The sequence below is a fragment of the Gloeocapsopsis crepidinum LEGE 06123 genome, from assembly GCF_015207655.1.
Classification (GTDB): Bacteria; Cyanobacteriota; Cyanobacteriia; order Cyanobacteriales; family Chroococcidiopsidaceae; genus Gloeocapsopsis; species Gloeocapsopsis crepidinum.
In genome coordinates this window covers 20,066-44,734 of sequence record NZ_JADEWN010000053.1, presented here as the reverse complement: position 1 = coordinate 44,734, position 24,669 = coordinate 20,066, and the positions used below count along the sequence as shown (strand labels likewise).

General features: G+C 42.5%; 27 protein-coding genes. 8 read left to right on the top strand and 19 right to left on the bottom strand.

Annotated elements, in window-relative coordinates:
- Positions 1-368: 368 nt before the first annotated feature.
- From katG to IQ230_RS18955, 3 genes are all read right to left on the bottom strand, one after another.
- On the bottom strand, positions 369-2,594 hold the full coding sequence (gene katG / locus IQ230_RS18965) for a catalase/peroxidase HPI (protein WP_193933818.1): 2,226 nt from the start codon (positions 2,592-2,594) through the stop codon (positions 369-371).
- A gap of 67 nt (positions 2,595-2,661) precedes the next feature.
- Positions 2,662-2,886 carry a hypothetical protein gene (locus tag IQ230_RS18960; RefSeq protein WP_228055134.1) on the bottom strand — a complete coding sequence of 75 codons (225 nt, stop codon included), beginning with the start codon at positions 2,884-2,886 and terminating at the stop codon, positions 2,662-2,664.
- A complete protein-coding gene (locus tag IQ230_RS18955) occupies positions 2,867-3,055 on the bottom strand; it encodes a hypothetical protein (protein ID WP_193933817.1) in 189 nt (62 codons plus the stop codon). Before IQ230_RS18955 ends, IQ230_RS18960 begins: the two co-directional genes overlap by 20 nt.
- Before the next feature lie 246 nt (positions 3,056-3,301).
- Here IQ230_RS18955 and IQ230_RS27490 point away from each other — a divergent pair, with 246 nt between their 5' ends.
- Positions 3,302-3,436, top strand: coding sequence for a hypothetical protein (locus IQ230_RS27490; RefSeq protein ID WP_265576236.1), 135 nt, complete (start codon positions 3,302-3,304; stop codon positions 3,434-3,436).
- Positions 3,437-3,582: 146 nt separating this feature from the next.
- On the opposite strand, the gene IQ230_RS18950 is transcribed toward IQ230_RS27490, so the two are convergent.
- Together IQ230_RS18950 and IQ230_RS18945 are read right to left on the bottom strand one after the other, a co-directional pair.
- Complete coding sequence (locus tag IQ230_RS18950) at positions 3,583-4,092, bottom strand: transposase (protein WP_322742483.1); 510 nt, start codon at positions 4,090-4,092, stop codon at positions 3,583-3,585.
- Between the two features lie 5 nt (positions 4,093-4,097).
- Positions 4,098-4,406: a transposase gene (locus tag IQ230_RS18945; RefSeq protein ID WP_193933816.1), complete on the bottom strand. Its 309-nt coding sequence runs from the start codon at positions 4,404-4,406 to the stop codon at positions 4,098-4,100.
- On the opposite strand from IQ230_RS18945, the gene IQ230_RS26870 reads away from it, so the two are divergent.
- From IQ230_RS26870 to IQ230_RS27485, 6 genes are all read left to right on the top strand, one after another.
- Positions 4,342-4,701, top strand: coding sequence for a class I SAM-dependent methyltransferase (locus IQ230_RS26870; protein WP_322742482.1), 360 nt, complete (start codon positions 4,342-4,344; stop codon positions 4,699-4,701). The genes IQ230_RS18945 and IQ230_RS26870 overlap by 65 nt on opposite strands.
- Positions 4,702-4,844: 143 nt before the next feature.
- Positions 4,845-5,054 carry a hypothetical protein gene (locus IQ230_RS18935; protein WP_193933815.1) on the top strand — a complete coding sequence of 70 codons (210 nt, stop codon included), beginning with the start codon at positions 4,845-4,847 and terminating at the stop codon, positions 5,052-5,054.
- 43 nt (positions 5,055-5,097) lie between these two features.
- Entirely contained in the window at positions 5,098-5,241 is a 144-nt protein-coding gene (locus IQ230_RS18930) for a hypothetical protein (RefSeq protein ID WP_228055133.1), read from the top strand.
- 197 nt (positions 5,242-5,438) lie between these two features.
- A complete protein-coding gene (locus IQ230_RS18925) occupies positions 5,439-6,560 on the top strand; it encodes an MGH1-like glycoside hydrolase domain-containing protein (RefSeq protein WP_228055132.1) in 1,122 nt (373 codons plus the stop codon).
- Positions 6,550-6,918: a hypothetical protein gene (locus tag IQ230_RS18920; RefSeq protein ID WP_193933814.1), complete on the top strand. Its 369-nt coding sequence runs from the start codon at positions 6,550-6,552 to the stop codon at positions 6,916-6,918. The genes IQ230_RS18925 and IQ230_RS18920 overlap by 11 nt, the downstream gene beginning before the upstream one ends.
- A gap of 6 nt (positions 6,919-6,924) precedes the next feature.
- On the top strand, positions 6,925-7,059 hold the full coding sequence (locus IQ230_RS27485) for a hypothetical protein (protein WP_265576235.1): 135 nt from the start codon (positions 6,925-6,927) through the stop codon (positions 7,057-7,059).
- 14 nt (positions 7,060-7,073) lie between these two features.
- Here the strand turns inward: IQ230_RS27485 and glmS are convergent, their stop codons facing one another.
- The 5 genes from glmS to IQ230_RS18895 form a co-directional block, all read right to left on the bottom strand.
- Positions 7,074-8,960 carry a glutamine--fructose-6-phosphate transaminase (isomerizing) gene (glmS, locus tag IQ230_RS18915; protein WP_193933813.1) on the bottom strand — a complete coding sequence of 629 codons (1,887 nt, stop codon included), beginning with the start codon at positions 8,958-8,960 and terminating at the stop codon, positions 7,074-7,076.
- A 254-nt stretch (positions 8,961-9,214) separates the two neighbouring features.
- Positions 9,215-9,463 carry a photosystem I iron-sulfur center protein PsaC gene (psaC, locus tag IQ230_RS18910; RefSeq protein ID WP_015189585.1) on the bottom strand — a complete coding sequence of 83 codons (249 nt, stop codon included), beginning with the start codon at positions 9,461-9,463 and terminating at the stop codon, positions 9,215-9,217.
- Positions 9,464-9,755: 292 nt separating this feature from the next.
- Positions 9,756-11,009 (bottom strand): rod shape-determining protein RodA, encoded by a 1,254-nt coding sequence (rodA, locus tag IQ230_RS18905; protein ID WP_193933812.1) that lies wholly within the window; start codon positions 11,007-11,009, stop codon positions 9,756-9,758.
- A 70-nt stretch (positions 11,010-11,079) separates the two neighbouring features.
- Entirely contained in the window at positions 11,080-12,150 is a 1,071-nt protein-coding gene (locus IQ230_RS18900) for an Mrp/NBP35 family ATP-binding protein (RefSeq protein ID WP_193933811.1), read from the bottom strand.
- A gap of 240 nt (positions 12,151-12,390) precedes the next feature.
- Positions 12,391-12,915: an SRPBCC family protein gene (locus IQ230_RS18895; protein WP_193933810.1), complete on the bottom strand. Its 525-nt coding sequence runs from the start codon at positions 12,913-12,915 to the stop codon at positions 12,391-12,393.
- 459 nt (positions 12,916-13,374) lie between these two features.
- On the opposite strand from IQ230_RS18895, the gene hemF reads away from it, so the two are divergent.
- Positions 13,375-14,403: an oxygen-dependent coproporphyrinogen oxidase gene (gene hemF, locus IQ230_RS18890; protein ID WP_193933809.1), complete on the top strand. Its 1,029-nt coding sequence runs from the start codon at positions 13,375-13,377 to the stop codon at positions 14,401-14,403.
- 131 nt (positions 14,404-14,534) lie between these two features.
- Here the strand turns inward: hemF and IQ230_RS18885 are convergent, their stop codons facing one another.
- The 9 genes from IQ230_RS18885 to IQ230_RS18845 form a co-directional block, all read right to left on the bottom strand.
- Positions 14,535-15,125 carry a chromophore lyase CpcT/CpeT gene (locus IQ230_RS18885; RefSeq protein WP_193933808.1) on the bottom strand — a complete coding sequence of 197 codons (591 nt, stop codon included), beginning with the start codon at positions 15,123-15,125 and terminating at the stop codon, positions 14,535-14,537.
- A 50-nt stretch (positions 15,126-15,175) separates the two neighbouring features.
- Positions 15,176-16,222 carry a cobalamin biosynthesis protein CobW gene (gene cobW / locus IQ230_RS18880; protein WP_193933807.1) on the bottom strand — a complete coding sequence of 349 codons (1,047 nt, stop codon included), beginning with the start codon at positions 16,220-16,222 and terminating at the stop codon, positions 15,176-15,178.
- Positions 16,223-16,332: 110 nt separating this feature from the next.
- Entirely contained in the window at positions 16,333-17,049 is a 717-nt protein-coding gene (locus IQ230_RS18875) for a biliverdin-producing heme oxygenase (protein WP_193933806.1), read from the bottom strand.
- A 312-nt stretch (positions 17,050-17,361) separates the two neighbouring features.
- The gene (locus IQ230_RS18870; RefSeq protein ID WP_193933805.1) at positions 17,362-18,633 is read right to left on the bottom strand and encodes a lipopolysaccharide biosynthesis protein; all 1,272 of its coding nucleotides are present in this window, start codon (positions 18,631-18,633) and stop codon (positions 17,362-17,364) included.
- Positions 18,633-20,195: a glycosyltransferase family 39 protein gene (locus IQ230_RS18865; RefSeq protein WP_193933804.1), complete on the bottom strand. Its 1,563-nt coding sequence runs from the start codon at positions 20,193-20,195 to the stop codon at positions 18,633-18,635. Before IQ230_RS18865 ends, IQ230_RS18870 begins: the two co-directional genes overlap by 1 nt.
- Positions 20,192-21,160 carry a glycosyltransferase family 2 protein gene (locus IQ230_RS18860; protein ID WP_193933803.1) on the bottom strand — a complete coding sequence of 323 codons (969 nt, stop codon included), beginning with the start codon at positions 21,158-21,160 and terminating at the stop codon, positions 20,192-20,194. The genes IQ230_RS18865 and IQ230_RS18860 overlap by 4 nt, the downstream gene beginning before the upstream one ends.
- 17 nt (positions 21,161-21,177) lie before the next feature.
- Complete coding sequence (locus IQ230_RS18855) at positions 21,178-22,362, bottom strand: glycosyltransferase family 61 protein (protein WP_193933802.1); 1,185 nt, start codon at positions 22,360-22,362, stop codon at positions 21,178-21,180.
- 95 nt (positions 22,363-22,457) lie between these two features.
- Entirely contained in the window at positions 22,458-23,426 is a 969-nt protein-coding gene (locus tag IQ230_RS18850) for a glycosyltransferase family 2 protein (protein ID WP_193933801.1), read from the bottom strand.
- 82 nt (positions 23,427-23,508) lie between these two features.
- Positions 23,509-24,648 (bottom strand): glycosyltransferase family 4 protein, encoded by a 1,140-nt coding sequence (locus IQ230_RS18845; protein WP_193933800.1) that lies wholly within the window; start codon positions 24,646-24,648, stop codon positions 23,509-23,511.
- Positions 24,649-24,669: the final 21 nt, after the last annotated feature.

Genomic DNA, 24,669 nt, shown 5'->3' with positions numbered 1-24,669 from the left:
AGATTTAAATGAAATCGAGCATTATTGGTTTCCGATTAAAAATCGAGTGCGAAAATCTCAAGGGACAATAGAAGACTTTCGTGAACAAGTAGATACATCTGTTCGTTTAGCGTCCTAACCTATACTTCTCTTGCTATGTTAATTTTATAATCATATAGTAGTATGAATTTCCTGTTAAGTATCAATATTGATACAACCTATTGCATCATTGCCCAAACAGCAGTTTCAGGCAGGAACTCTTGACATTCCCACCTGAAAAGGCTTAACCCAGCTCTCATGATTGTCTCTGGCTTCTACTCGCGTTCGGGATTTCCGCACGTTTGTATAGCCTCGACTTCTGATCACCTGATGATCGGTTGAAGTTACACTTAGAAACTTCTCGAAGAGCTTTGCGCTAGGACTGAGCGAAGGTCATAGCGATCGAGGTTCATCACCTTGTCCCATGCCGCCACAAAGTCATTCACAAACTTCTGCTGCGAGTCTACACATCCGTAAACTTCCGCGAGGGCGCGGAGCTGAGAGTTTGAGCCGAAGATGAGATCGACACGGGTGGCAATCCACTTGAGTTCGCCAGTTTTGCGATCGCTCCCCTCAAACTCATATTCATCTTCAGAGGTCGCCTTCCACGTCGTGCCCAGGTTAAGCAGGTTCACGAAAAAGTCATTGGTCAATGTCTCTAGCCGATGGGTGAAGACACCATGCTTGGAGCCTCCATAGTTTGCACCCAAGACGCGCAAGCCGCCTACAAGAACCGTCATCTGAGGGGCTGACAGGGACAACAATTGCGCCCGATCCACCAGTAACTCTTCGAGTGATTCACTGTGTTTGCCGCTGGTGTAGTTGCGGAAACCGTCTGCGGTTGGCTCAAGCACGGCGAAGGATTCGACATCCGTTTTCTCTTGCAACGCATCTGTGCGTCCTGGCTTGAAGGGTACCGTCACGTCGTGACCCGCGTTCTTTGCCGCTTGTTCAACACCCGCGCACCCGCCCAGAACGATCAAGTCAGCCAGCGAAACCTGCTTTCCGCCAGACTGTGAGTTGTTGAACTCCTGCTGGATTGCCTCCAGGGTTTGCAGCACCGTTGCCAGTTGAGCCGGCTGGTTGACTTCCCAATCCTTCTGCGGCGCGAGACGAATGCGCGCCCCGTTGGCTCCACCACGCATATCAGAGCAGCGGAATGTTGATGCCGATGCCCAGGCGGTCGAAACCAGTTGGGAAACCGACAGTCCCGAAGCAAGAATCTTGGCTTTGAGAGCGGCGATGTCCTGCTCATCAATCAATTCATGATCGACTGCCGGGATGGGATCTTGCCACAGGAACTCTTCATCGGGAACTTCCGGACCGAGATAGCGCGATCGCGGCCCCATGTCGCGATGCGTTAGCTTGAACCATGCCTTGGCAAATGCGTCGGCGAACTCATCCGGGTTCTCAAGGTAATGCCGCGCAATTGGCTCGTAGATGGGGTCCATTTTCATGGACATGTCCGCTGTGGTCATCATGGGGGCATGCCGTTTTGATGGATCGTGCGCGTCGGGCACCGTATCCGCACCACCGCCATTCTTAGGCCTCCACTGCCACGCGCCAGCAGGACTCTTGGTCAGCTCCCAGTCGTATTTGAACAGGGTTTCGAGATAGCTGTTGTCCCACTGTGTCGGTGTGGGAGTCCATGCACCTTCGATACCGCTAGTGATTGCATCGACACCGACCCCCGTGTTATAGGTGTTCTTCCAGCCAAGACCCTGATCCACGATGGTAGCACCCCCAGGATCAGGACCTACGTGCGTCGCTTCAGATGCGCCATGACATTTGCCAAAGGTATGTCCGCCAGCGGTGAGTGCAACCGTTTCTGCATCGTTCATCGCCATCCGACCAAAGGTTTCGCGAATATCGCGCCCTGAGCCGACCGGATCAGGCTCGCCGTCTGGCCCTTCTGGGTTCACGTAGATTAGACCCATTTGAACGGCGGCGAGAGGATTCAGGAGCACGCGATCGCCCTCATAACGCTCATTGCCGAGCCAGGCTTTCTCAGATCCCCAGTAGATGTCTTCCTCTGGCTGCCAAACGTCCACACGCCCACCAGCAAAACCGAGCGTTTTGAAGCCCATCGACTCCAAAGCACAGTTGCCTGCAAAGATCATGAGGTCAGCCCACGAGATTTTCTTACCGTATTTCTGCTTGATGGGCCAAAGCAACATGCGCGCCTTGTCGAGGTTGGCATTGTCGGGCCAACTGTTGAGCGGCTCAAACCGCTGGCTACCCGAACCCGCGCCGCCACGACCGTCGCCAATCCGATACGTGCCTGCGCTGTGCCAAGCCATCCGGATGAAGAGCGGCCCATAGTGACCGTAGTCGGCTGGCCACCAGGACTGGGAGGTGGTCATTAGTTCAAAGATATCTGCCCTAAGGGCAGCTAAGTCGAGACTCTTGAACTCCTCAGCGTAGTTGAATGCCTCGCCCATAGGATTGGCTTGGGGTGAGTGCTGGTGGAGTATGTTCAGGTTTAGCTGATGCGGCCACCAGTCTCGGTTCCCCGTCACCTGACGAGGCTGATGTTTCTGACCGCTGCCAGCAAATGGGCATCCGCTTTCGCTCATGGTATCTCCTGTGGTGTGTTGTATCGTGTGTTGTGGTGTGCTTTTTCGTTGCTACGTCACTCTTTTTTTAGGCAGAAATCATCCGCCACATTTGCATAAGCACAGCCGTTTGCTCCGGTTTCTTGGCCTCCGGATTGATGTAGTTCAACATAGTTTCGGCATTAGAAACCATTGGCATTGCCTCAAAGCTATTTCGTTCGACAAACATTTTGTCGATAACTCCGTTTTTCATTAGCATGGAATAGCGCCAAGAGCGGTACCCCATTCCTAAATTAGAAAGGTTCACCATCATCAGTTAAACCCTTCTTAACTACGAGATTGATGAGTAAAAACGCCATCCTGGAACAGTAACTTGCCCTCACACCTTCCGTAGCGTCATCAACGTCATCAATTTTCTTGAGTTTGCGCTCATGATTCAACCTATTCAAGTCGTTCCAACAAATCCGAGGTTTACCAAACATGGATTATTGCGCTCAAGAACTCAAGCATTTCTAATAAGTCGTACTCGTCATGAGTTTGACTTAGTAAAAAGTGTACAGTAATTTTTTTCAAATTGTCAATTGCTATACAAAACGTTACGGTGGAACTATAGCCTCTGATAGCTTGCAGCTAAGTCACTGAACATCTATCCGTCTTCTACGTTGTGAGCAAGCTTATGAACAGTTTATTTCTAGCAAAATTGGCATAAACGGTTATTTGCCTGGGGCATGGCAAAAGCTAACAATGCTGATGATCAGGCAATCAAGCTACATGACTGTCAGGACTATGCGACGATCGCAGATCTGAAGCGATCGCTCCTCAGTCACTTGCAGGGCACTGTCTTAGAAATTGGGCCAGGGTAAATCTCTCCTATTACCCACCAGACATTCACTGGATTGGGGTAGAACCCAACCCATTTACGCACCCTTACATCCATCAGGAAGCTGAGCGTCACGGGCTTATAGAACCCATTTGAGATCTCAAGAAGGAGTTGCAAGCCGCTTTAACATTAGTCGCACAAAACAAAGGTCAATTTAGTTTTGGCATGAGCTAGAGTTCGCTCAAAGTTTTTCGTCAGACGCTTACAGCGTTCGATCCAGGCATTGGAGCGCTCAATCACCCAACGAGCAATGGCTGGAACAAATCCTGACTTTCCTGGCTCAGCCTTTTCCTGTTTTGAGGGCTTAGTTGAGCGCTCAAACCGGATCTTCGTCATGATCTGGGGATAAATCTTCTTTAACTCCCCGCTCAGATAATCGGGGTGATAACTGCGATCCAATAGGATGGTGATTTTGGGAATATTGACAGGCTTCGCCTTGAAATAGTCGATGTTGAGCTTCAGCATCTGGAGTAATCCCTCATCATCACAGACATTTGCTCTAGTGCAATGAGTGAAGAAGGGAAACCCAAGCGTATCAACCGCAAGATGCCGCTTAATTCGATTAGTTGCTTTGTAGAAACAAAACCCTTTCGAGTCTACACCCGCAGTGCAAGTGTTTTTTACCGCTTGAGAGTCAATGATGATTAAGCGTGTCCATTTGGGCTTTTTTTCACTTGTTCGCGCACTTGTTGGTGTAATACTTGCATCAGGCTATCTATTGCCCCTGCCGCCCGCCACTGCTTGTAGTGCCAATAGACACTTGAGTAAGGGGGGCGGTCTTTCGGTAGGTCTTCCCAGTTGCATCCATTCTTGAGTTGGTAGAGGATACCATCCAAAATCTCCCGTTTGCTCCACTTGGGCGGGCAAGTTTGCTTCTTCTGAGGTAATATCTCTTCCAACAAGGGAGCCAAGATTTCCCATTCTGAGTCGGTAAGGCTGCTGGAATATGCCATACTAACCCGCCTAAACTCTTCTCTCCACCTTAATTCACGTCCCAAAAGATCTCAAATGGGTTCTATAGCAATCGAACTGTATAGAGAACGGGCTGAGACATTACCCGTTGCAGACAACAGCATTGATACTGTAGTCAGCACCTATGTGCTTTGCTCAGTAACTGACATTGACGCAACCTTGAAGGACATTCAGCGAGTGCTGAAACCTGGCGGAACCTTCGTCTTCATCGAACACGTTGCAGCCTCAGAAAATACCTGCACACGTACCCTTCAAGATGGCATCACTCATGTATAGAAAACCGTGTTTGATCACTGTCACCCGAACCGAGAAACCTGACTCAGTCTTAAGAAGGTTGGATTTGAATCAGTCCATTATCAATCGTTTCGTCTATCTGTCCGCTGTTCAATTCGATCGATGAAGGGTAGGCCCTGCTCGAAATGATGTATGACGAAACGGGAAGGGCAGGTGCCTCCGGCAATGCGCCCCGCGCAACCAATTGGCGATATTTAGAAGTCAATCCGTCGTTCGAGCAGTTAACTGGATTTGTCGATCCAGTTGGCAAAACCACACTCGGACTCAATCCCACTGTTGAATCTTACTGGCTTGAGGCACTCGGCAATGTTGCCCAAACGGTATTGTCAAATTAATCGGAGTTGGCAGGAATTGCAGTCGATGAGATAAATTTCTACCATGACTGCAAAACCTAACTTGTACCACCGTCACCGTTTCCCACCAGAAATCATCAGCTACTGCATCTGGTTATATAATGCGTTTTCCCTCAGCTTTCGAGATATCGAGCGTGTTGATGCTGTATCGCGGCATCTGCGTTACTGACGAAGCAAGACGAAGAATGGTACTGGTGTCGTCAGTTTAGTCAGAATGAAAGCCAATCAAATGCGCCGCCGTCGCCCTCAACCAGGACGCAAGTGGCATTTGGACAGCAGCAAGCAGTCAACTCAATGCAAATCGGTACAAAGGTTGCACCACACTATTCATTAACTGTGGAAGTCGGTGAGACGCAAGTCCTGTGATTGCGGTTAACAAAAGCAACTCCAGCTCAAATTGGCGAGCCGATGGACGATTTTGATTCAATTTTTGCGACTCGTTTGCAAGAAGCAAATGAATTTTATGATTCGATTACTCCTAAATCTGTACGAGCCAACACTGATCGCTACAACATTTATTGGCAGGCATTAGCTGGAATGCTGTGGTCAAAACAGTACTTCTATTACGACTTGGATCAATGGCTAAAAGAGCATGGGATCACGCCCTGGATGGCATCTAAGCAGAAGCAACAAATTCGCAACAGCGAGTGGTTCCACATGTATAACGATGATGTGATCTCCATGCCAGACAAGTGGGAATATCCCTGGTTTGCAGCGTGGGATCTAGCGTTTCATATGGTTCCGCTTAGTTTAGTTGACCCCGATTTTGCCAAGCAGCAGCTTGAACTGATGCTGCGCGATGACTATTTGCATCCTAACGGACAGATTCCTGCTTACGAGTGGAACTTTAGCGATGTCAATCCTCCGGTTCATGCCTGGGCAACTTGGGAAACCTACACCCGCGATCGCGAACTCAACAACGGCAAGGGTGATATCGAATTTCTCAAATATGCCTTCTCGAAACTACTGATTAACTTCACCTGGTGGGTGAACCGTAAAGACGAAGGCGGTAACAACATCTTTGAGGGTGGTTTCCTCGGACTCGACAACATTGGCGTGTTCGATCGCAGTTCTCCACTACCTACAGGCGGATATTTAGAGCAAGCAGACGGCACTGTCTGGATGGTGTTCTTCAGTCAACGCATGCTGCAAATTGCGATCGTCTTTGCCGGAATTCTAGCACCACTGGAGTCGCTAGGTTGGTGGGCAGGTTGGTATGGCGACGATCTCGACACTGCAACTGGGAATTCTAGATCGGCAGCAGCACAACCTACTAGCCGCACAATCAATCGCTATGTTGTTTATTTGGATGGAATTGCCCAGTCGGGAGATAAATATACGCCAGATATTGAAGATTTTTTTGGCTGCGCTGCAACCTGCGCAGCCCAAAGGTGTGGAATTGATACAGGGTTTAATGATGTATTCAGTGCTGAACAAGCCTCTCGATCAAGACCGCCCATTGGCATTTTTGTGGAAAATGGCAGATAAAGTGCGATGGACAAATCCGGCAGCTTTGTTAGGACTCTTAGTGAACCTGCGAAACACGATCATTGTGGCGGTGTCTTCCGACAAGCGCTATGAACCTATCTACAATCAGGGCATCGCGCAAGTTGTTTTTGATGGCTTAGTCGAACGAGGCTATCAGCCTGGAAGCGGCTTACCAATTACGCTGATTGGTTATAGCGGTGGAGGAGAAATGTCAGTTGCCGCTGCTCCCTATTTGAAGCGATCAACTGGTGCATCCATTGATGTCATCTCTCTGAGTGGGGTAATGAGTGCTAACAATTTGGGCAGCACGCTAGAAGATCGTCCACTACAGAACTTGTGGACTGGGCTGGGTAGTTAGCAAACTATGCTACCGCGCAAAGCCAGTGACACAATCGTGCAGACTTTTCTGAAGTATGGTGCATCCATATGGGTTCTACGAACAAATCAAATTGGTGGATACGATCCAGACATTGAACCAATTGCACCCATCACACTGTAGTCGCGACCAGCAGTTTACTCAACAGTTACAGACTTTGCTAAATTTCGTGGTTGATCGACATCTAAGCCGCGACGTGCCGCGATGTGGTAAGCCAATAACTGTAAAGGAATCACACTAATAATGGGTGAAAGTAACTCTTCTATAGCAGGAACAGGAATCAAGTCATCAAAGGTCTCAACTGCTTCAGAATCATTCATTGAAGTTACCCCAACGAGCCGCGAATCACGTGCTTTGGCTTCTTGGGCGTTAGATATCACTTTTTCGTAAACACTACCAGGCATGGCGATCGCTACTACAGGCACCTTAGCATCTAATAACGCAATTGGACCATGTTTGAGTTCTCCGGCGGGATATCCTTCTGCATGAATATAACTGATTTCTTTTAGCTTCAGCGCTGCTTCTAAAGCAATGGGGAAATTAATACCGCGTCCAATAAAAATAAAGTCTTGTGTGTCGTTAAATTGATGCGTTAATTCTTGGATATAACGTTCTTGGCTTTCTAAAATTAACTCAATCTGTGCAGGTAGCTGACGTATTCCTGTAAGGATTTCATGCAAGCGATGTGGAGACAGTGTTTTGCGGCGAAATCCTAAATCTAATGCTAAGCAATAAAATGCTAACAACTGAGAAATAAAACTCTTCGTTGCCGCAACACCGATTTCAATACCTGCGTGAGTATCAATTAAATGAGAAGCAATTGTTGCAATTGAACTATCAAGACGGTTGGTAATTCCTAGTAATCTAACTTGATACTCTGGTGAGACATCTCTACGGCGTTCTTTTTCCATTGCCAACGCTGCTAGAGTATCGGCAGTTTCTCCTGATTGGGTGACGCCAATCATGAGTGTATTTGTTGTTAAAGGCGGTGGTGCATAGCGAAATTCTGAGGAGTATTGCACCATAGTCGGAATTCCTGCCAACTGTTCGAGTAAGTATTTCCCGATTAGGCTAGCGTGCCAGCTTGTACCACAAGCAACAATTTGAACTTGCTCTAAGTCAGCGTATAGATGTTCGGGTAGATTGAGTTTGATTGGTGTTTCTGTAGCGTTGTCAGGATTCCAGTTGTCTTTAAGATAAGCTTCAATAAATGTTCTGACGACTCCAGGTTGCTCGTAGATCTCCTTGAGCATGAAATGTCGGAATCCTTGTTTTTCTACCATGACCGGATTCCAGTTAAGCCTGCGGGGTTGTTTTTTCAAGCGATCGCCTGAAAAATTATACACTTCCACACCCAAGGGTGTTAACTTTGCCACTTCACCATTTTCTAATGCCAACACTGCGCGGGTGTGCGGTACTAAAGCCGGAGTATCAGAGGCACAGAAAAATTCTCCTTGACCGAAACCAATTGCTAGTGGTGCTTGTTGTCGGGCGATAACCAGTTCATCAGGGTAGTCTGCACAAATCACTGCGATCGCAAACGCCCCCTCAAGCTTATTGACTGCTTGTCTAACGGCTTCTAAAAAGGGCGAAGAATGTGAATTTTTGTTTTTGAGAAACTGTGCAATGAGGTGCGGAATTACTTCAGTATCAGTTTCTGAGCGAAACTCGTGTCCGAGTTGTTTGAGTTCCTCGCGTAACTCGCGATAGTTTTCAATAATACCGTTTTGGACAACTGCTACCCGCATTGCCATGTCCATATGTGGATGAGCGTTGTACTCTTCGGGCTTACCATGTGTTGCCCAACGCGTGTGTCCAATACCAATTTGGGCAGGATTCTCAGTTCGTTCTAATTTTTCTCGGAGATTGTGAAGTTTACCTTTTGCTCGTACACAATGAATTTCACCTTCAAAGATGGTGGCAATTCCTGCGGAATCATAGCCCCGATACTCTAGTTTTTCTAGACCAGAAAGTAAAATTTCTGTAGCTGCTTGAGTGCCAATATAGCCAACGATTCCGCACATTTACACCACCACTCTTGATTAATTGCTCTGTCTTGTCAAACCTACATAACCAATTTTAAATCGTCAAGAACTGAGTTTTTGCGATCGCCATGCTTTGTTTGAAGAAGCTTCTGTCTTAAGAAAGAAAAAGGGGAATAAAACTTCCCCAACTGTTGAATTGAATTTGGACAATTAAAATCAAGTAAAAGGTACTCTTGCTTAAGACGCTTGATATTAAACTTGATTTCGTTGCCAGAGAAATTCAAGGAAACTTCTCAATAGGCAAGTCCCATACTCCGTGTAGTTTCCGCATTACTGAGATAAACTCGAATGCTTAAAAAGTCTGTGGGACAAGCAGTTTCACACCGCTTGCAACCTACACAATCTTCTGTTCGCGGAGATGCAGCAATCTGACCAGCTTTGCAGCCGTCCCAGGGAACCATTTCCAACACATCTGTTGGGCAGGCACGGACACATTGAGTGCAGCCAATGCAGGTATCGTAAATTTTGACACTATGAGACATTGAATAAAGGCTCCAAACGAGTCGTTTTTTCTTACAAACTCATATTCAAGGCATAGTTTACCGCACTGATGAAGTCGGTTTCAGCAAAAGGCTACAGAACTTTAAATTCTGTAATAGAAAGGGGTCAGAGATCGGGATTGGGGTTCAGGAAATTGCTCGCAGCAAAAGTTGATGTCGGTAGGATCAGAACTCCTTACAGACATAGAGAAACTAGTGAATAACGATTTAGACTACCTATTACCCATTATCAAGTACTAGCTTTAATCAGATAACTTGTCTAGTCATGAGCTAATTAAAATTTGAATCGTTTTTGGCGGTAGTTGGCGACCGATTCAACAATACCAATTGCAATAAAGTTTGTGAGTAATGCCGATCGTCCGTAACTCAGCCAGGGCAAAGGAATTCCGGTGACAGGCGCAAGACCAATAGTCATCGCAATATTAACGATCGCCTGAAAAACAACCATTGATAAAACACCAATAGCCAACAAAGAACCGAAGTTATCTTTGGCAGTTTGAGCAATATGCACCAAGCGTAGACAAATTAACCAAAATATAAATAACACTGCTAAACCACCAACAAAGCCTAGTTCCTCTCCAATTGCCGAGAAAATAAAGTCTGTGTGTTGTTCTGGGACAAAATTAAGTTGTGTTTGCGTTCCTTGATATAAACCTTGTCCCCACAGTTGTCCTGCGCCAATAGTGATCCGCGATTGAATCAGATGATAGCCACCACCAAGCGGATCTTTTTCGGGATTAAGGAACAAAATTAAGCGATCTTTTTGGTAGTCTTGCAATAATCCCCAAAGAACATGACCTAATTGACCAGCCGCAAAATTAGTAGCGATCGCACATAATGATCCTAACCAGCGCCAAGGCAAAGTTCGCCAAGCTATAAAACTCACAGTTGCAGCCCAGACAAACCATGCAGGTAAATAGACACTAAACAAAATAACAGCAACGATGGGAGAAACGAGTAGCACCAACCAACCAGGATTGGCATTACCCCAATACAGCATTCCTAGCGTAATCGCACCAAAAACAAGTGATGTGCCTAAATCAGGTTGAATAAACACTAACAACCAAGGAATCGCGGTTACGGCTAACACTCTAATCACAGCCGGAATGGTTGCTGCAGTTCGTGAGTGTAGTAATGCTGCTAAAGTAATAATCACGCCAATTTTGGCAAACTCTGATGGCTGAATATTAAAGCTACCAATACTAATCCAACGTTGCGCCCCTTTAGCTGTAGTACCAATAAAAATCACAATCAATAGCGAGATATTGGTCAATGCATAAATTATCCAATGCCACTGAATTAAGTTTTCATAACGACAACGCGCAATAAATAGCGCTAGTACAAGACCAATGCCGCCTACTAGCCAATGTTGCCACCAATCAGTCAATCCTTGATTCAATTCTGCACTACGGATCATTATTCCACCGAACACAGTTAAGCCAACAACAACAACAAGTAACAACCAGTCAACTTGTTGCCACGCTGCTAGCAAATATTTCCAGCGCAGAGGAGATAAGATTCGTAGCATATGAGGGGTCAGAGGTCAGGGAATTCGGTAAAACCAAGTGTACTTATTTTTCATCCAAACGTCCTGATTTCTAAGTTAAGGCCGCGACAGAGACTTTACCAGCAATACTAAGTGCGATCGCCTTTAGAGCTTTTGCAGAGGCAGAATCGGGGTAAGCAACAACAATGGGGACACCGCGATCGCCACCTTGACGCAGCGAGATTTCTAACGGTACGCATCCGAGTAACGGTATGCCAAGTTCTGCTGCGGTTTTTTCTCCACCACCAGAACCAAAGATGTCGTATTGCTTTTCTGGCATATCTGGCGGGATAAAGTAGCTCATATTTTCTACAATACCTAACACTGGCACTTGCATTTGCTGGAACATCCGCAACCCTTTACGCGAATCAAGTAATGCTACAGTTTGGGGTGTGGTGACAATCACTGCACCTGCCATTGGTACGGCTTGAGTTAGTGTCAACTGGGCATCTCCTGTTCCTGGTGGCATATCAACAATCAGATAGTCAAGTTCTCCCCACTCAACTTGATACAAGAATTGGCGAATAATACCATTGAGCATTGGTCCGCGCCAAATCACGGGTTGGTCGCGATCAATTAGAAATCCCATTGATACCAGTTTTACACCATGATTGAATGCAGGTTCTAGCACTTCACCTTGTTGACCTTGCCGGACCATGACTTGAGTTTCTCCAAGTCCTAACATTGTTGGTGCATTTGGTCCATAAATATCAGCATCGAGTAATCCGACTTTTGCTCCTGTTTGGGCAAGCGCAACCGCAATATTAACTGCAACAGTACTTTTTCCTACTCCTCCTTTACCACTTGAAACTGCCAAAATATTTTTTACTCCCGTGATTCCAGTACGGTCAGGCAGACTTTTTTGTTGTGGGGTTTCGGCTGTGACATCAACAGCAACATCAGTTACACCAGGTAACTGCTTAACAGCTTTTTGACAGTCTTCAACAATGAATTCACGTAATGGACAAGCTGGAGTTGTTAAAACTAAGGTGAAGCTGACCTTGCCATTGTCAATCTTGACATTGCGAATCATATTCAGTTCCACCAAACTTTTGCGGAGTTCTGGATCTTGCACGGGGCGCAAAACTTCTAAGACGGAACTGGAGTTGAGTGTTTCTAACATAGTTGATTTACTCTCACGCAAGGCGCAACTGTGGCAATGAAATTGCCTCCTGCCTAGATCTTAACGGGCAAGTGCTTTACTCTGTGAGAAGCTGGGTATGAGAAACTGAAATATAAAATTCATAAGTTTGTGACTTTGTCAGGATCTGTAGCGGTATTTTAATTAATTGATAGGCAACTTTTACAAATTTTATAATTGTGTAGTTGCGGTAGTATGCTGCAAGACAATTCACAATATTGCTTAAAAGTCAAAACAACTATCTTTCAAAGACTTTGGTTCTGCTGATAATGCATTATTCGCTGCTTGTTCGGTAGCAGCTGCCAACGCCGCAGCGACTTTCGCTGCACGGGGTCGAATCAAAGACCATACCAAAGGTGATAACCAACCATTCAATGTTACAGAGTAAGATACACAAGTGCCGCATACTGTTGACTCTACGCGGTAAATGACTCGTTCTTCTACACCTGGAATAGACAACACTCTGACACTCATCATTTCTCCAGGATTTACGCGCTCCACAAAAATCTTAATGGGAATAGGACCAAGGCGCGTTACTGCTTGAAAAATCAAACCTGGTTTGGGTACTAAACCATTGGGAACATTAGTGCTAGTGAGCAACGGATGCCAAGAAACATCTGCTAAGTTTACGACTTTTTGCCAAAGTTCATCCACCGAGGCAGGACTAATTTCTCGGTATGTTCGCACTAAAGAACATTGAAACCGGCGACCTTTGCGGTGAATAATTTTGGACAACCAGCCTCGCATTTTTCTAATCCTCCTGTCTGTAGCGCTTTGCCAGCATATTCTTTGGCGATCGCTACTAAGTTTGAGCGCTCAGTGTAGCTTATCAAATAAGCTACTTCGCTAAAATCTAGTATGTTTATCGAGAAATTTCAATTGCTGCCTATTTCATCTGTAACAGTCAATTGACTAGTCAGACTGTCTGAGATAATTTAGCTGTTGTCTTCTCTCGAATGGTAGAACTTGATAAAAAACAAATAATGCGTGCTTAACCTTAGTATTTTTGATAGCAACAGCAGACGCATCTGACCTCGGTGTGCGAGTGCTGTGGAAAGAATTGTTGCATTTTAAAATTGAAAGGGCAGAACAAGGCACAATTGTTATTTGTGCCTCAGTTTATAAATGTGATAGCAAGACAAAACACCTTTATTGACTCGACTGGGCACAAATTTTGGAAATATCGCTTTTAAGATAAGTTGACTTATGACGACTGCTTTAAATCCTCAGATATCTTCTTTCCAATCTCCACCACCAGAAGATGCAAAAGCCAGAGTTAAACAGCTCATGCAGAATCTGCAAGATAACATCTGTCAGGAGTTAGAGCAACTAGATGGAGTTGGTAAGTTTCGCCAAGACTCTTGGGATCGCGAAGAAGGTGGCGGTGGGCGATCGCGTGTTATGCGTGATGGTGCAATCTTTGAACAAGGTGGTGTTGGTTTTTCAGAAGTGTGGGGTTCGCATCTGCCCCCTTCGATTTTGGCACAGCGTCCCGAAGCAGCAGGACATAAATGGTTTGCGACAGGCACTTCATTAGTGTTACACCCGCGAAATCCCTATGTCCCCACTGTTCACCTGAATTATCGTTACTTTGAAGCAGGTCCAGTATGGTGGTTTGGTGGTGGTGCAGACTTAACCCCTTACTATCCATTTGCTGAAGATGCTAGGCATTTTCACACAACTCTTAAGCAAGCCTGTGATACTCACCACTCAGAATATTACCCAACCTTTAAGCGGTGGTGTGATGAGTATTTTTATCTCAAGCATCGCCAGGAAACAAGAGGAGTTGGCGGTATCTTTTTTGACTACCAAGATGGGCAAGGACAGTTGTATCGCGGTCCTACTCCTGATGGCATAGCAGCTGCCTATAGTAACTCTCTCGGCGATTTACCGCGGCGCGGTTGGGAAGAACTTTTTGCTTTCGTGCAAGACTGTGGCAACGCTTTCATACCAGCATATATACCAATTGTCAAGTGGCGCAAAGATACAGAGTATGGCGATCGCGAACGTGATTTCCAGCTTTATCGTCGAGGTCGATACGTAGAGTTTAATTTGGTCTATGACCGAGGGACAATTTTTGGTCTACAAACGAATGGGCGTACCGAGTCAATTTTGATGTCGTTACCACCATTAGTACGTTGGGAATATTGTTACGAACCTGAACCAAATACTCCAGAAGCTGAGTTGTACGAAACTTTTTTGAAGCCGCAAGATTGGGCAAATTGGAAAAGTTAGGGAGGTATGAAGTGTTGAGTGTTGAGTTATGAAGTGTTGAGTTGAGAAAATCTTTAGAATTCAAAACGTGCTAAGGCACCGCTACGCTAACAAAACTTAAAATTCAAAACTAGCCAAAGCGCCACTAATCACTAGCTTCTCACTCTCCGAAAACGATATGGTCCAAGAATGGCTCCCCAGGTGGCTTTACCAGTTGTGGAGTCAATTCCTTTGTCGTAGCTTAAAAACTCTTCTGGAGTGGTTTCAAAGCCGATTGAAACTTGTACAGTGTTGCCAGCGTAGGAAAAACAGCAGCGACGGTCTGATGGTAGCGTAGCTTTAAAGTGATAGCAATCGCATTCTAAGTGGTTTGCAGTGACATCAAGAAGACAACCTGGAAGCAATTCAAAATCATTTGTTGTAAGAGATTTGAGAACTGTGGGGTTAGCACCTGCACCGCGTAAAGCAGTAGGATTTTTCGGCATATAGTATTGCACTTGTAATGATGTCTGATTGGGGTGCTTTTGAATGCGGATTAAGCGTTGTCGATAGGGTTGATCGAGTTTTAGTATATTGGCTTGTTCGGCAAATAGCGTAAAGCTGTCTTCAGTAAATAAGGATACTGGTTGATGCCAAAGACGTAAGTGAACGTACCAAGCTGGTTCGGCGATCGCTTGTTCTTGATTTGTAAATTCACCACTTAGGTATTGAGAGATCGCTGTAAGTTTAGATGATAAATTCATAGTTCTGGATAAGTAGAAGCAAACAAAAGTAGCTTAAAGGTTGGTAGCAATTACCTATTACCACTTACCACATTCAACCGAGATTCAATAACTGATGGCTGAAGATGACGCCCAATAAAGACTAATTTGGTTTGTTGCTGTTCTTCTGGTTGCCACATACGGTCATAAAATTGTTCAAAGCGTCCTCCTACTCCTTGCAGTACTAAGCGCATTGGTTTGTCCGGTACTGCAACAAAGCCTTTGATACGATAAATTTCTTGTTCTTGTACCAGATTTTGCAATTGCTGTTGTAGCTTTTGTGGTTCAAAGCTGCGGTTGAGGACAACATGAGTCGAAGTAATTTCGTCATCGTGGTTGTGTTCCTCAGTAGTATCATGATGACTAGGACGTGCAGCTAAATTATCTTCTACTGCGGCATTAAATCCAAGGAGAATATCGATCTCAAGTTGTCCGTGAGTTGCAGAAACAACTTTGACAACTCTAGGTAACTCTTGTTGCACTAAATCAGTAATTTCGGCTTGTGTTGTAGTGTCAACTAAGTCAGTTTTGTTGAGAATTACCAAGTCGGCACAGGCAAGCTGATCTTCAAATAATTCTTGTAGGGGAGTTTCGTGTTCTAAATTAGGATCGGCTTGGCGATCGCGTTCGACTGCTTCTGGATCGCTGGCGAAAGTTCCAGCGGCGACTGCGGCACAATCTACAACTGTAATGACTGCATCGACTGTCGCAGCATTGCGGATTTCATGCCAACGAAAAGCTTTAACTAGGGGTTTGGGTAGGGCTAAACCCGAAGTTTCAATTAAAATGCAATCAATGCGATCGCGCCGCTGTATTAGCTGCTGCATTGTCGGTAAAAACTCTTCTTGTACCGTACAGCACAAACAGCCATTTGTTAGTTCCACAATATTATCGGTGCTGTCATCAGGGCAAATCTGACAAGATTTCAATAACTCACCATCAATACCTAGTTCGCCAAATTCATTAACTAAAACAGCAATGCGTCTACCTTGGTTGTTTTGGAGTAGATTGCGAATTAAAGTTGTTTTACCGCTGCCTAAGAAACCAGTAATGATCGTAACAGGAATTTTGGATGTCATGCGTACTTCTGTTGAGATGATTGTGGGGCAATCTCCTTGCGATCGCCTGAATAAACATCCAAGGAACCCCAAGGCTACTGCCCCAAATAATTATGCTTGATTATTCTAGTTTACTCAGCAGTTGCTAATTCTGTGCTGCCACGAGTGCGACGGCGTGTTAGGGTGTTAAATAACATTTGACCAATTGCTTTGATCAAGTTGCCTTCTAGCTCGTTATACAGCTTCATGTTGAACCCAAACGCCGCATTTGCCTCATCAACAATTTGATTTGCGGTTGCTTCATCAATTGGAAGTTCATTTAAAGCTTGACGATATTTTGCTTTGAAGGCTTTTTCGTCAGGAATATCTTCAAACTCGTAGAAAGCAACACCTTGTTCTTCAGAAAGGTTCATCGCACGTTGTGCAATCTTCTTGAGAATTTGTCCCCCAGATAGATCGCCGATGTAACGGGTGTAAGAGTGGGCAATAAGAAGTTCAGGTGCGGTGTCGGAAACTTCGCGGATTCTCTTAACGTAAGCCTTGCCTGCTGGGGTAAGTTCAATTTGATCTTTCCAATTAGCACCGTAGTAGTAACTGAGATCTTGTTCCAAGCTACGCTGTCTGTTAAGTTCTTTAAAGTAAATCTTGGAGACAATGGGATGCTGGCGATGCCGTTCCATTTCCTCTTCCATCGCCGAGTAGACATAGTAAAAGTTGCCCACTAGCTTGCGATAAGAACTTTTCTCTACGACTCCTTTAAGAAAGCACTTCACGAAACCAACGTTCTCTGCCATTGTGTGTGCTTTTTTCGTACCCTCACGTAGCTTGGTCGCTAAATTATTGCTCATACTAAAAGTCCAGTCTTAAAATAATGCCACTAAATCGTTACATTAGACTGATTTGGCGAAGAAATTTGTTAAAATTTTTGAAGCTACAGTAAAAATTAGACTATACAAATAAATAAAACTAGGCGTGCCTCAAAGACAGTAATGGCATACTTAAATTTGAATATGCATTCAAACAAAATACTACAATCCTAATAGCCTTTGATAAAAAGGTAATTTTAAGATTGATAGATGTAGCGAAAGATTAGGAAGTATTAATAATACTCAACAGTGAGATAAGCTGAAGAAATTTTCATTGCATTAACAGGGCGATCTCTAAGTATTCCTTGACTTACGGAATACGTAGCCTGTAGTCCAGTATATGAACAAAGGTATAGTAACGATGTGGACTAAGAAAACGGTTGTAGCTACCCCAATAGCTTGCCCATGAATTCCAATGAATAAAGCAGCACTGAATATAGTAGTAAAGATTACATTCCAATATAAGTCTAAGTTAGGTTTACCTATTGCTACTAATAATAGCGATGCAGCATCTGCAAAAGCCCGTGGAATTGCAGATAAACAAATTAACATTAAAATTGGAATTGCTACTACCCATTTTTGTCCAAACACAATAGGGACATAGAAAGGAGCTAAACTTGTCTGCAGTAAAACTAAAGGGATAATAATTAAGGCAATAGCTTTAAGACTATGTAAATAATGCTTTTTAAGCTCAAATCGGTTTGAGCTTGCTGCACACAAATGAGGGAATAAAGCTGTGTTGAGAACAGAGATGAAACTTAAGCTAATTCCTAACCCTGCATTAAAACCAAAGAAATAGAGTCCTAATTCATTAATTCCTAAAAAGCGACCAATAATTAAATAATCTAAGTTGTTTCTTAATGTTTTTAAGAGATGAGTACCAAAAATGTTTTTACCAAAAAGAAAAAAACCTTTCCAATATTTTGTACTAATTTCTTTATTCGGACGCCATGAGTGATAATTATAGTAGATAAATACATCAATAGGAGCAACCAGAACCCAGGAGAGAACAAATGACCATACTCCCCAACCTAAAGCAGCAAATATTCCTAATAAAGTATAACTACTGAGATTTTTTATCGTATTACTAATTGCTAAAATCTTAAGATTATTTTCTTTCTGAATTAAAACGCATTGTATTGCAGCAATAGGCCAAATTAGATAGGGAATTGCTGCCACGCAAATTGGAAAAATTAACTGAGTGTCACGGTAAAACCAAGCAATAGGAAAAGCTGCTAAGCACTGAAATACAAAAATTCCTGTATAGATAATCCAGTTTAACCAATAAGCAGAATTACAAAACTGCTTCAAATCTTTAAAATCAGACTGAATAATTTTGGCACCAATACCTACCTCCATTAGAACTCTAGCAAATTCATTAATTGTCGTAATGATTGCTATTAACCCATAGTCATATGGCGTTAAAAATCGGGCAACAATAGCTGTAATTCCTACACGAAAAACTCGAGTAACTACTTCTGCGCTACTAAGCCAGCCTAAATTAGAAATAAACTGATTAGATAACTTTTGTTTTAGCTTACTGACAGGTTGTTCAATAAAACTCACTATCTCTCTAACCTCCAAAAGTTCTGATTTTCTTTAATTGGCACTACCGTATACTTTGTCTCCAGTTGATTTCGTAATTTTTGGGAAGGTCTATATAAAAAAATATTTTGGGCATCAGTAGAAATTTCTGTTACGCTTGGCTCTGTAAATAATTGCAACTTTACTTCCGGAGCCAGTAGATAACTAAGCGATAATACATAACCAAAACTCACGCCAGGATCGCTGATTAAGAGTGGACGATTAGCTTGATTAAGTGTGCGGGCTACTTGTGGATTATCGTAGCTATCGTATTTGTTCCACCACACCACTGATTGAGAACTAATTGCACAAGATAAAATCCCACATAAGATCAGCATAGCTGTAATTATTTGCCAGATCTTTCTTTGTGGAAAACTAGTAGAAGTTATTTGAGTAGCAATCAAGTAAGCAACAGATAGATGAATACCTAAATAGCAAGGTATGAAATATCGACTAACGCTCGATCTTCGCCCTCCCCAAAGTAAATCTGGTAAGACTAAAGCTATTGCTGTAACTCCTACTAATGTCAGAATAAATAGCCAAGCTTTTTGTGGAGATTTTTTACATACAAAATATATTGAATATATCTCCAAAATTAGAATAGGTAGAGTTAAGTAAACATTATTATGCCTGAAGTTTAGATCAAAAAAAATCGAACTGAAATTAATAAACCATTCTTTTATTAAAGATGATAAAGGTAAGTTAATAGCTGTCCAACCTGATATATCGCCTACCGCAAGTAAGTGAATGATAATAATTAAAATCCAGGGAGAAAAAGCTAAAAGTCCTATAAAACAGGCAAATAGAGACGCTTTAACTATTTTAGTCAATCTAAATTTTTCAGTAGTTATTATATATATGCTATGTCCAGTTACGATGAATAGAGAAAATGTAAATGAATAAAGCCCTGCTGCTATTGTTACTGCATATACTCTCCAACTCGACTTAGTCTTGAGTCGCATTGCACGAAGTAATGCTGTGCTTGAAAGTAAAGTTGTGACTGTCCACAAACTATATTCTCTTGCCTCTTGAGCATACAATACATGAAATGGCGAGACTGCTATTAATGCAATAGCCATCCATCCAGTCAGTGAAGATCCAAACAATTCTAGGCATAGCCAATAAAGACAGGGAAAAATGAGTATGCTAATCAACGCAGATAAACTTCTCATCGTTGTAACTGAATCACCTAGCCATTGCGTCCAGAATTGAGCAGCTAAGAAGTACAAAGGCGGGTGCTGTGGGGCTTCTGTTGCTAAAGAATAAGTTGTAGCAAGTAGCGTTGTTTTCGGATTAACTTTTTGATATTTCTGTAAAGTTTGAACGCTGATTTCCTTATCATCAAATATTTGCTGAACTACTTCAGTCTGTCTGTAGCCTGCAATTCTTAACGATGTTATAGTTTCATCATACCAGTAAACTTTTTGGTCGAGGTTAATAAATCGAAAAAAAGTTCCTATTAATAACAGGGCTATAACTAAAAAAAATATCTTTTGTGGGAGCAATAACTTAACTATTATTTTTTTAAAAAAATACAACTTCATACTTGCTTAAGCTTAAAGTGCATTATATAAGCTGTACTAAATTGACGAAGTTTTTTAGTAATATCAGGTGAAAAGAGTTGCATCAAAAACCATTTTACAAAGAAATACTGAGTTGTTTGGTTAAGTAAAATTTTTGGAGATAAACGTACTGCTATCTCTAGTTTTTTTCCGGCTTGTTGAACATCCTCAAGATTAGTAGCTTGAGCTAAATGTAGACCTGTTAGATATTGATAGAGATTAGCAAGACAATGAGATTTAAGTGAGAGAAACTGAGGAGGGGCAGCAGAGAAAACAGAGTCAATGACGAGGAGAAGACGTTGTTCCATCAAATCGACCTGTGCCGAAGCTGAAGTGGAAGATTGACGATAGAAAACTTGCCCAACAGGAACAACAACAAACTGGACAACAGCAGCCAAGCGGACAAACAACTCCCAGTCTTCACCATGAGTTAACGTAGGTTCAAACCCACCCACTAGGACAAGTGCATCACGGCGCACTAAAGGATTGGAACCACTGTAGAGGAAGTTGCGCACTAACAACTGCTGGTACACATCCCCCTCAAACCACACCCCTGGTGCAGCATGAATCGTTGTTGCCGTGGCATTCATGAAATATGTCCAACTATATGCCACTGCTGCATGAGGATATTGTTGTAAAGCAGCGGCTTGTAACTCAAGTTTGTCTGCACTCCACAAGTCATCTGCATCCAAGAATGCAATCAGTTCGCCCTGGGCTAGGGCAATGCCGCGATTACGTGCTACTGATACCCCCGCGTTGCTGTAGTGATACACTCGCATTCTTGGTTCTCTGATCCGCTTGAGTAGTTCTAGTGTGCGATCGCTACTCCCGTCATTTATCACAATCAGTTCCCAATCCTGATATGTTTGCTGTTGAACGCTGGCGATTGTGGCTACTATTGTTTGTTCAGCATTGTATGCTGGTACTATTACTGTTACTTTTGGCATTTGATTTTTGTAGTTAGCTAAAAATCGAGCATTTGAACTAAAAGTTTTTTCAATTGGATTGTGTCTACTATCATGTCGCTATCGTGATAACGAAGGGCAGTATGAGGCGACTGACATTGAATGTATCCGTACTGAAATCCTAAACCCCGTGCTAAGTTAGCAAAACACGGTGAAATAGATAAGCCAAATAATTCAATTAAAGTTAGACTTTGGGAAAAAATGATATTTGTTAAACCTGCACCATGAGGCGCAACAACTATTTTGGCTTGTGAAAATAATCTAACTTCATCTGCAAAGTTCATGTCTTCCAAAACATAAGTAATAAAACCAAACTCTGCTAAAGTTGCTATCACATCATTTTCATTAATGATTCGTCGTCCTCCAGCCTTCCGGCGAGAGATAAAGATTTTTGATGAAAAAGGCTTAATATCTTCGTTGTCAGAAAGATGACTAAGCATCCGTTCGCGAATCCAACAGCTTGCTGAAGGTGATTCTACACTATAGACTTTGTCATAATGACGTCGAAATGATGATATGATTAATTTGTTTACTCGCATTCGTGACTTGTTCCATTGAATGCAATCTTGTGGTTGATACCCCAAAAGCTTAAGAGAATCTACTTGCCATGAGGTAGGGTTGGCATCAATAATTAGTTGAGGTTTTATTCCAGTTTTTTGGTAATAAAATTCAATTCCTTCTAATCGGGTTAAACAATCTATAATCCAGTGCCAATAATTTTGGCTCCAAGCATTTAGTAAAGAACAAGCTATATCTATTTGAGGAGTATTATAATTGAATATTTTTTTGATAGCTAAAGAGCGTACAGATACACTTCCTTCTAAATGTTTTTTTCGACAATGTAGCGGAGTAGTTGTTTCTAAAATAACATTGTGACTTTCATCAAAACCAACGGCTGAAGGTCCTGCCAAGTAAATATTATCAATCTCACAGACAAAAGGTTGTTCGATATTAACAATAAATGGAAAAATTGTATTTTTAACGTTGTGTCCTTCTAAAAATTTTGGTTCACTAGCAACAACTAATTCTTGAGAACTAAAGCGTGAAAGCCTATACTTTTTAGGACTTTCTACTAACTCTTCTCTTGTTATAGCAGTTAAGCCAAATCTCTGATAAATATAAAATATTGGTTTGCGAAGAAAAGATTTTATTTGGACTCGATAGATCATTCTTAATCGAATCAAGAATTTATCTATTCCTACGTAAAAACAAATGAATATTAGCATTTGTAGATTTTTTTAAGTTTTTCTTACATACTTACGTAAAGTCAATAATCTTTTTAAGAGTTAAACGATATTTTAACAGCATGACTTCTACTAAAGGAGTGTAAAAGATAAATAGCAACTTTATACGAAAAAAATCTGAGGATTAATAGCTTAAATAATAAAGTCTGAGTGTGTCTGTTTAACAACATTTGCGGTCGTACAGAAATAGCTTTCCACAACATTTGTTTAGCTTGTTTAGTGCCATTAGGATGAGAAACACGCTTTAAGCATAGCTGTGTTAGATATTGATAGAGATTAGCAAGACAATGAGATTTAAGTGAGAGAAACTGAGGAGGGGCAGCAGAGAAAACAGAGTCAATGACGAGGAGAAGACGTTGTTCCATCAAATCGACCTGTGCCGAAGCTGAAGTGGAAGATTGACGATAGAAAACTTGCCCAACAGGAACAACAACAAACTGGACAACAGCAGCCAAGCGGACAAACAACTCCCAGTCTTCACCATGAGTTAACGTAGGTTCAAACCCACCCACTAGGACAAGTGCATCACGGCGCACTAAAGGATTGGAACCACTGTAGAGGAAGTTGCGCACTAACAACTGCTGGTACACATCCCCCTCAAACCACACCCCTGGTGCAGCATGAATCGTTGTTGCCGTGGCATTCATGAAATATGTCCAACTATATGCCACTGCTGCATGAGGATATTGTTGTAAAGCAGCGACTTGTAACTCAAGTTTGTCTGCACTCCACAAGTCATCTGCATCCAAGAATGCAATCAGTTCGCCCTGGGCTAGGGCAATACCGCGATTACGTGCTACTGATACCCCCGCGTTGCTGTAGTGATACACTCGCATTCTTGGTTCTCTGATCCGCTTGAGTAGTTCTAGTGTGCGATCGCTACTCCCGTCATTTATCACAATCAGTTCCCAATCCTGATATGTTTGCTGTTGAACGCTGGCGATTGTGGCTACTATTGTTTGTTCAGCATTGTATGCTGGTACTATTACTGTTACTTTTGGCATTTTACTTTTTATAACTTCAACAATTTACTTGAATAAATGCCTTAGAGATGCTCTTAAAAAAAGCTAATTATTGTATTAAGTACTACTTAATAACACTCAGTAGCGACTTTTCAATTTCATCGATCATGTTATCTAAATTAAACTTTGATAAAATATGTTGGCGACACCTGTTACCTAGATCAGAATCTCTATCTCGCCAATCAATTGTTTGAGTTAGAGTGTTTAACAAAGCTTGTTCATTTCCTGGTTCAAAAAGCTTTTTCTCAAACTCTTCTGTTAAAATTTCGGGGATTCCTCCAGTGCAGCTAGCTACTACGGGAGTTCCACAAGCCATTGACTCAATAATAACTCTACCAAAAGGTTCAGACCATAAGCTAGGCACAACTGTAACATCGCTAATTTGATAAATAGAAGTTGTATTTGTTACATGACCAAGAAAATTTACATATTCTGCTACACCTAAATCAATTGCTAACTGCTCTAAGGATTTCTTGTAAATTTCACCCTCTTCATGAGTGGAGTGGGCGACCGGTTTTCCAGCAATTAGTAACTTAGTATTAGTACTACTTTTAACAAGTAAAGCAAAAGCTTTAATTAATACTTCTATTCCTTTCTCTTTATCAATTCTGCCTACATATAAAATGACTCTAGTATTTTCAGAAACACCCCATTGTTTTTTCAGAGTAGATAAGCTGCTCGTAGGCTGATAAGTTTCCCAATTAATACCAACATGAACTATATCAATTTTTTTTTCTTTCAAGCCAACATCAAGCCAGTCTAATTTTGTTTGTTTTGAAAGCGCAATAAACTTATTTACACCTTTTAATCCAAGTGTATGCGGGCGACCAAATTTTTTTGTATGTGGAGGTAGTTGTAAGTAGCAGACAAAGGGAATCTGTTTAATCAATGACAACAGATACCCAAAAACAACATCATGATATCGATTACTATAAACTACACTATTTTTACTAATCGGCACTTTCCAAATATCAGTAAAGAATTTTAAGCTATTTTTAATCGTATTTCGATCGAGAAGAAAACTATTGACTTTAATTAAATGAGTACAGAACTCTTGGTATTGTTTAATTAAGTTGCCTTCCTCTAGATAAAGTAAACTGATTTGATGCCCGCGATCGGCTAAACCTTTACAAACATCTAGTAAAATTAGCTCTTGCCCACCGCGTTGCGAAGATGGTTGATTTTCTAAAACAATAACGTGCATACAGCAACCCTCAATTATGCA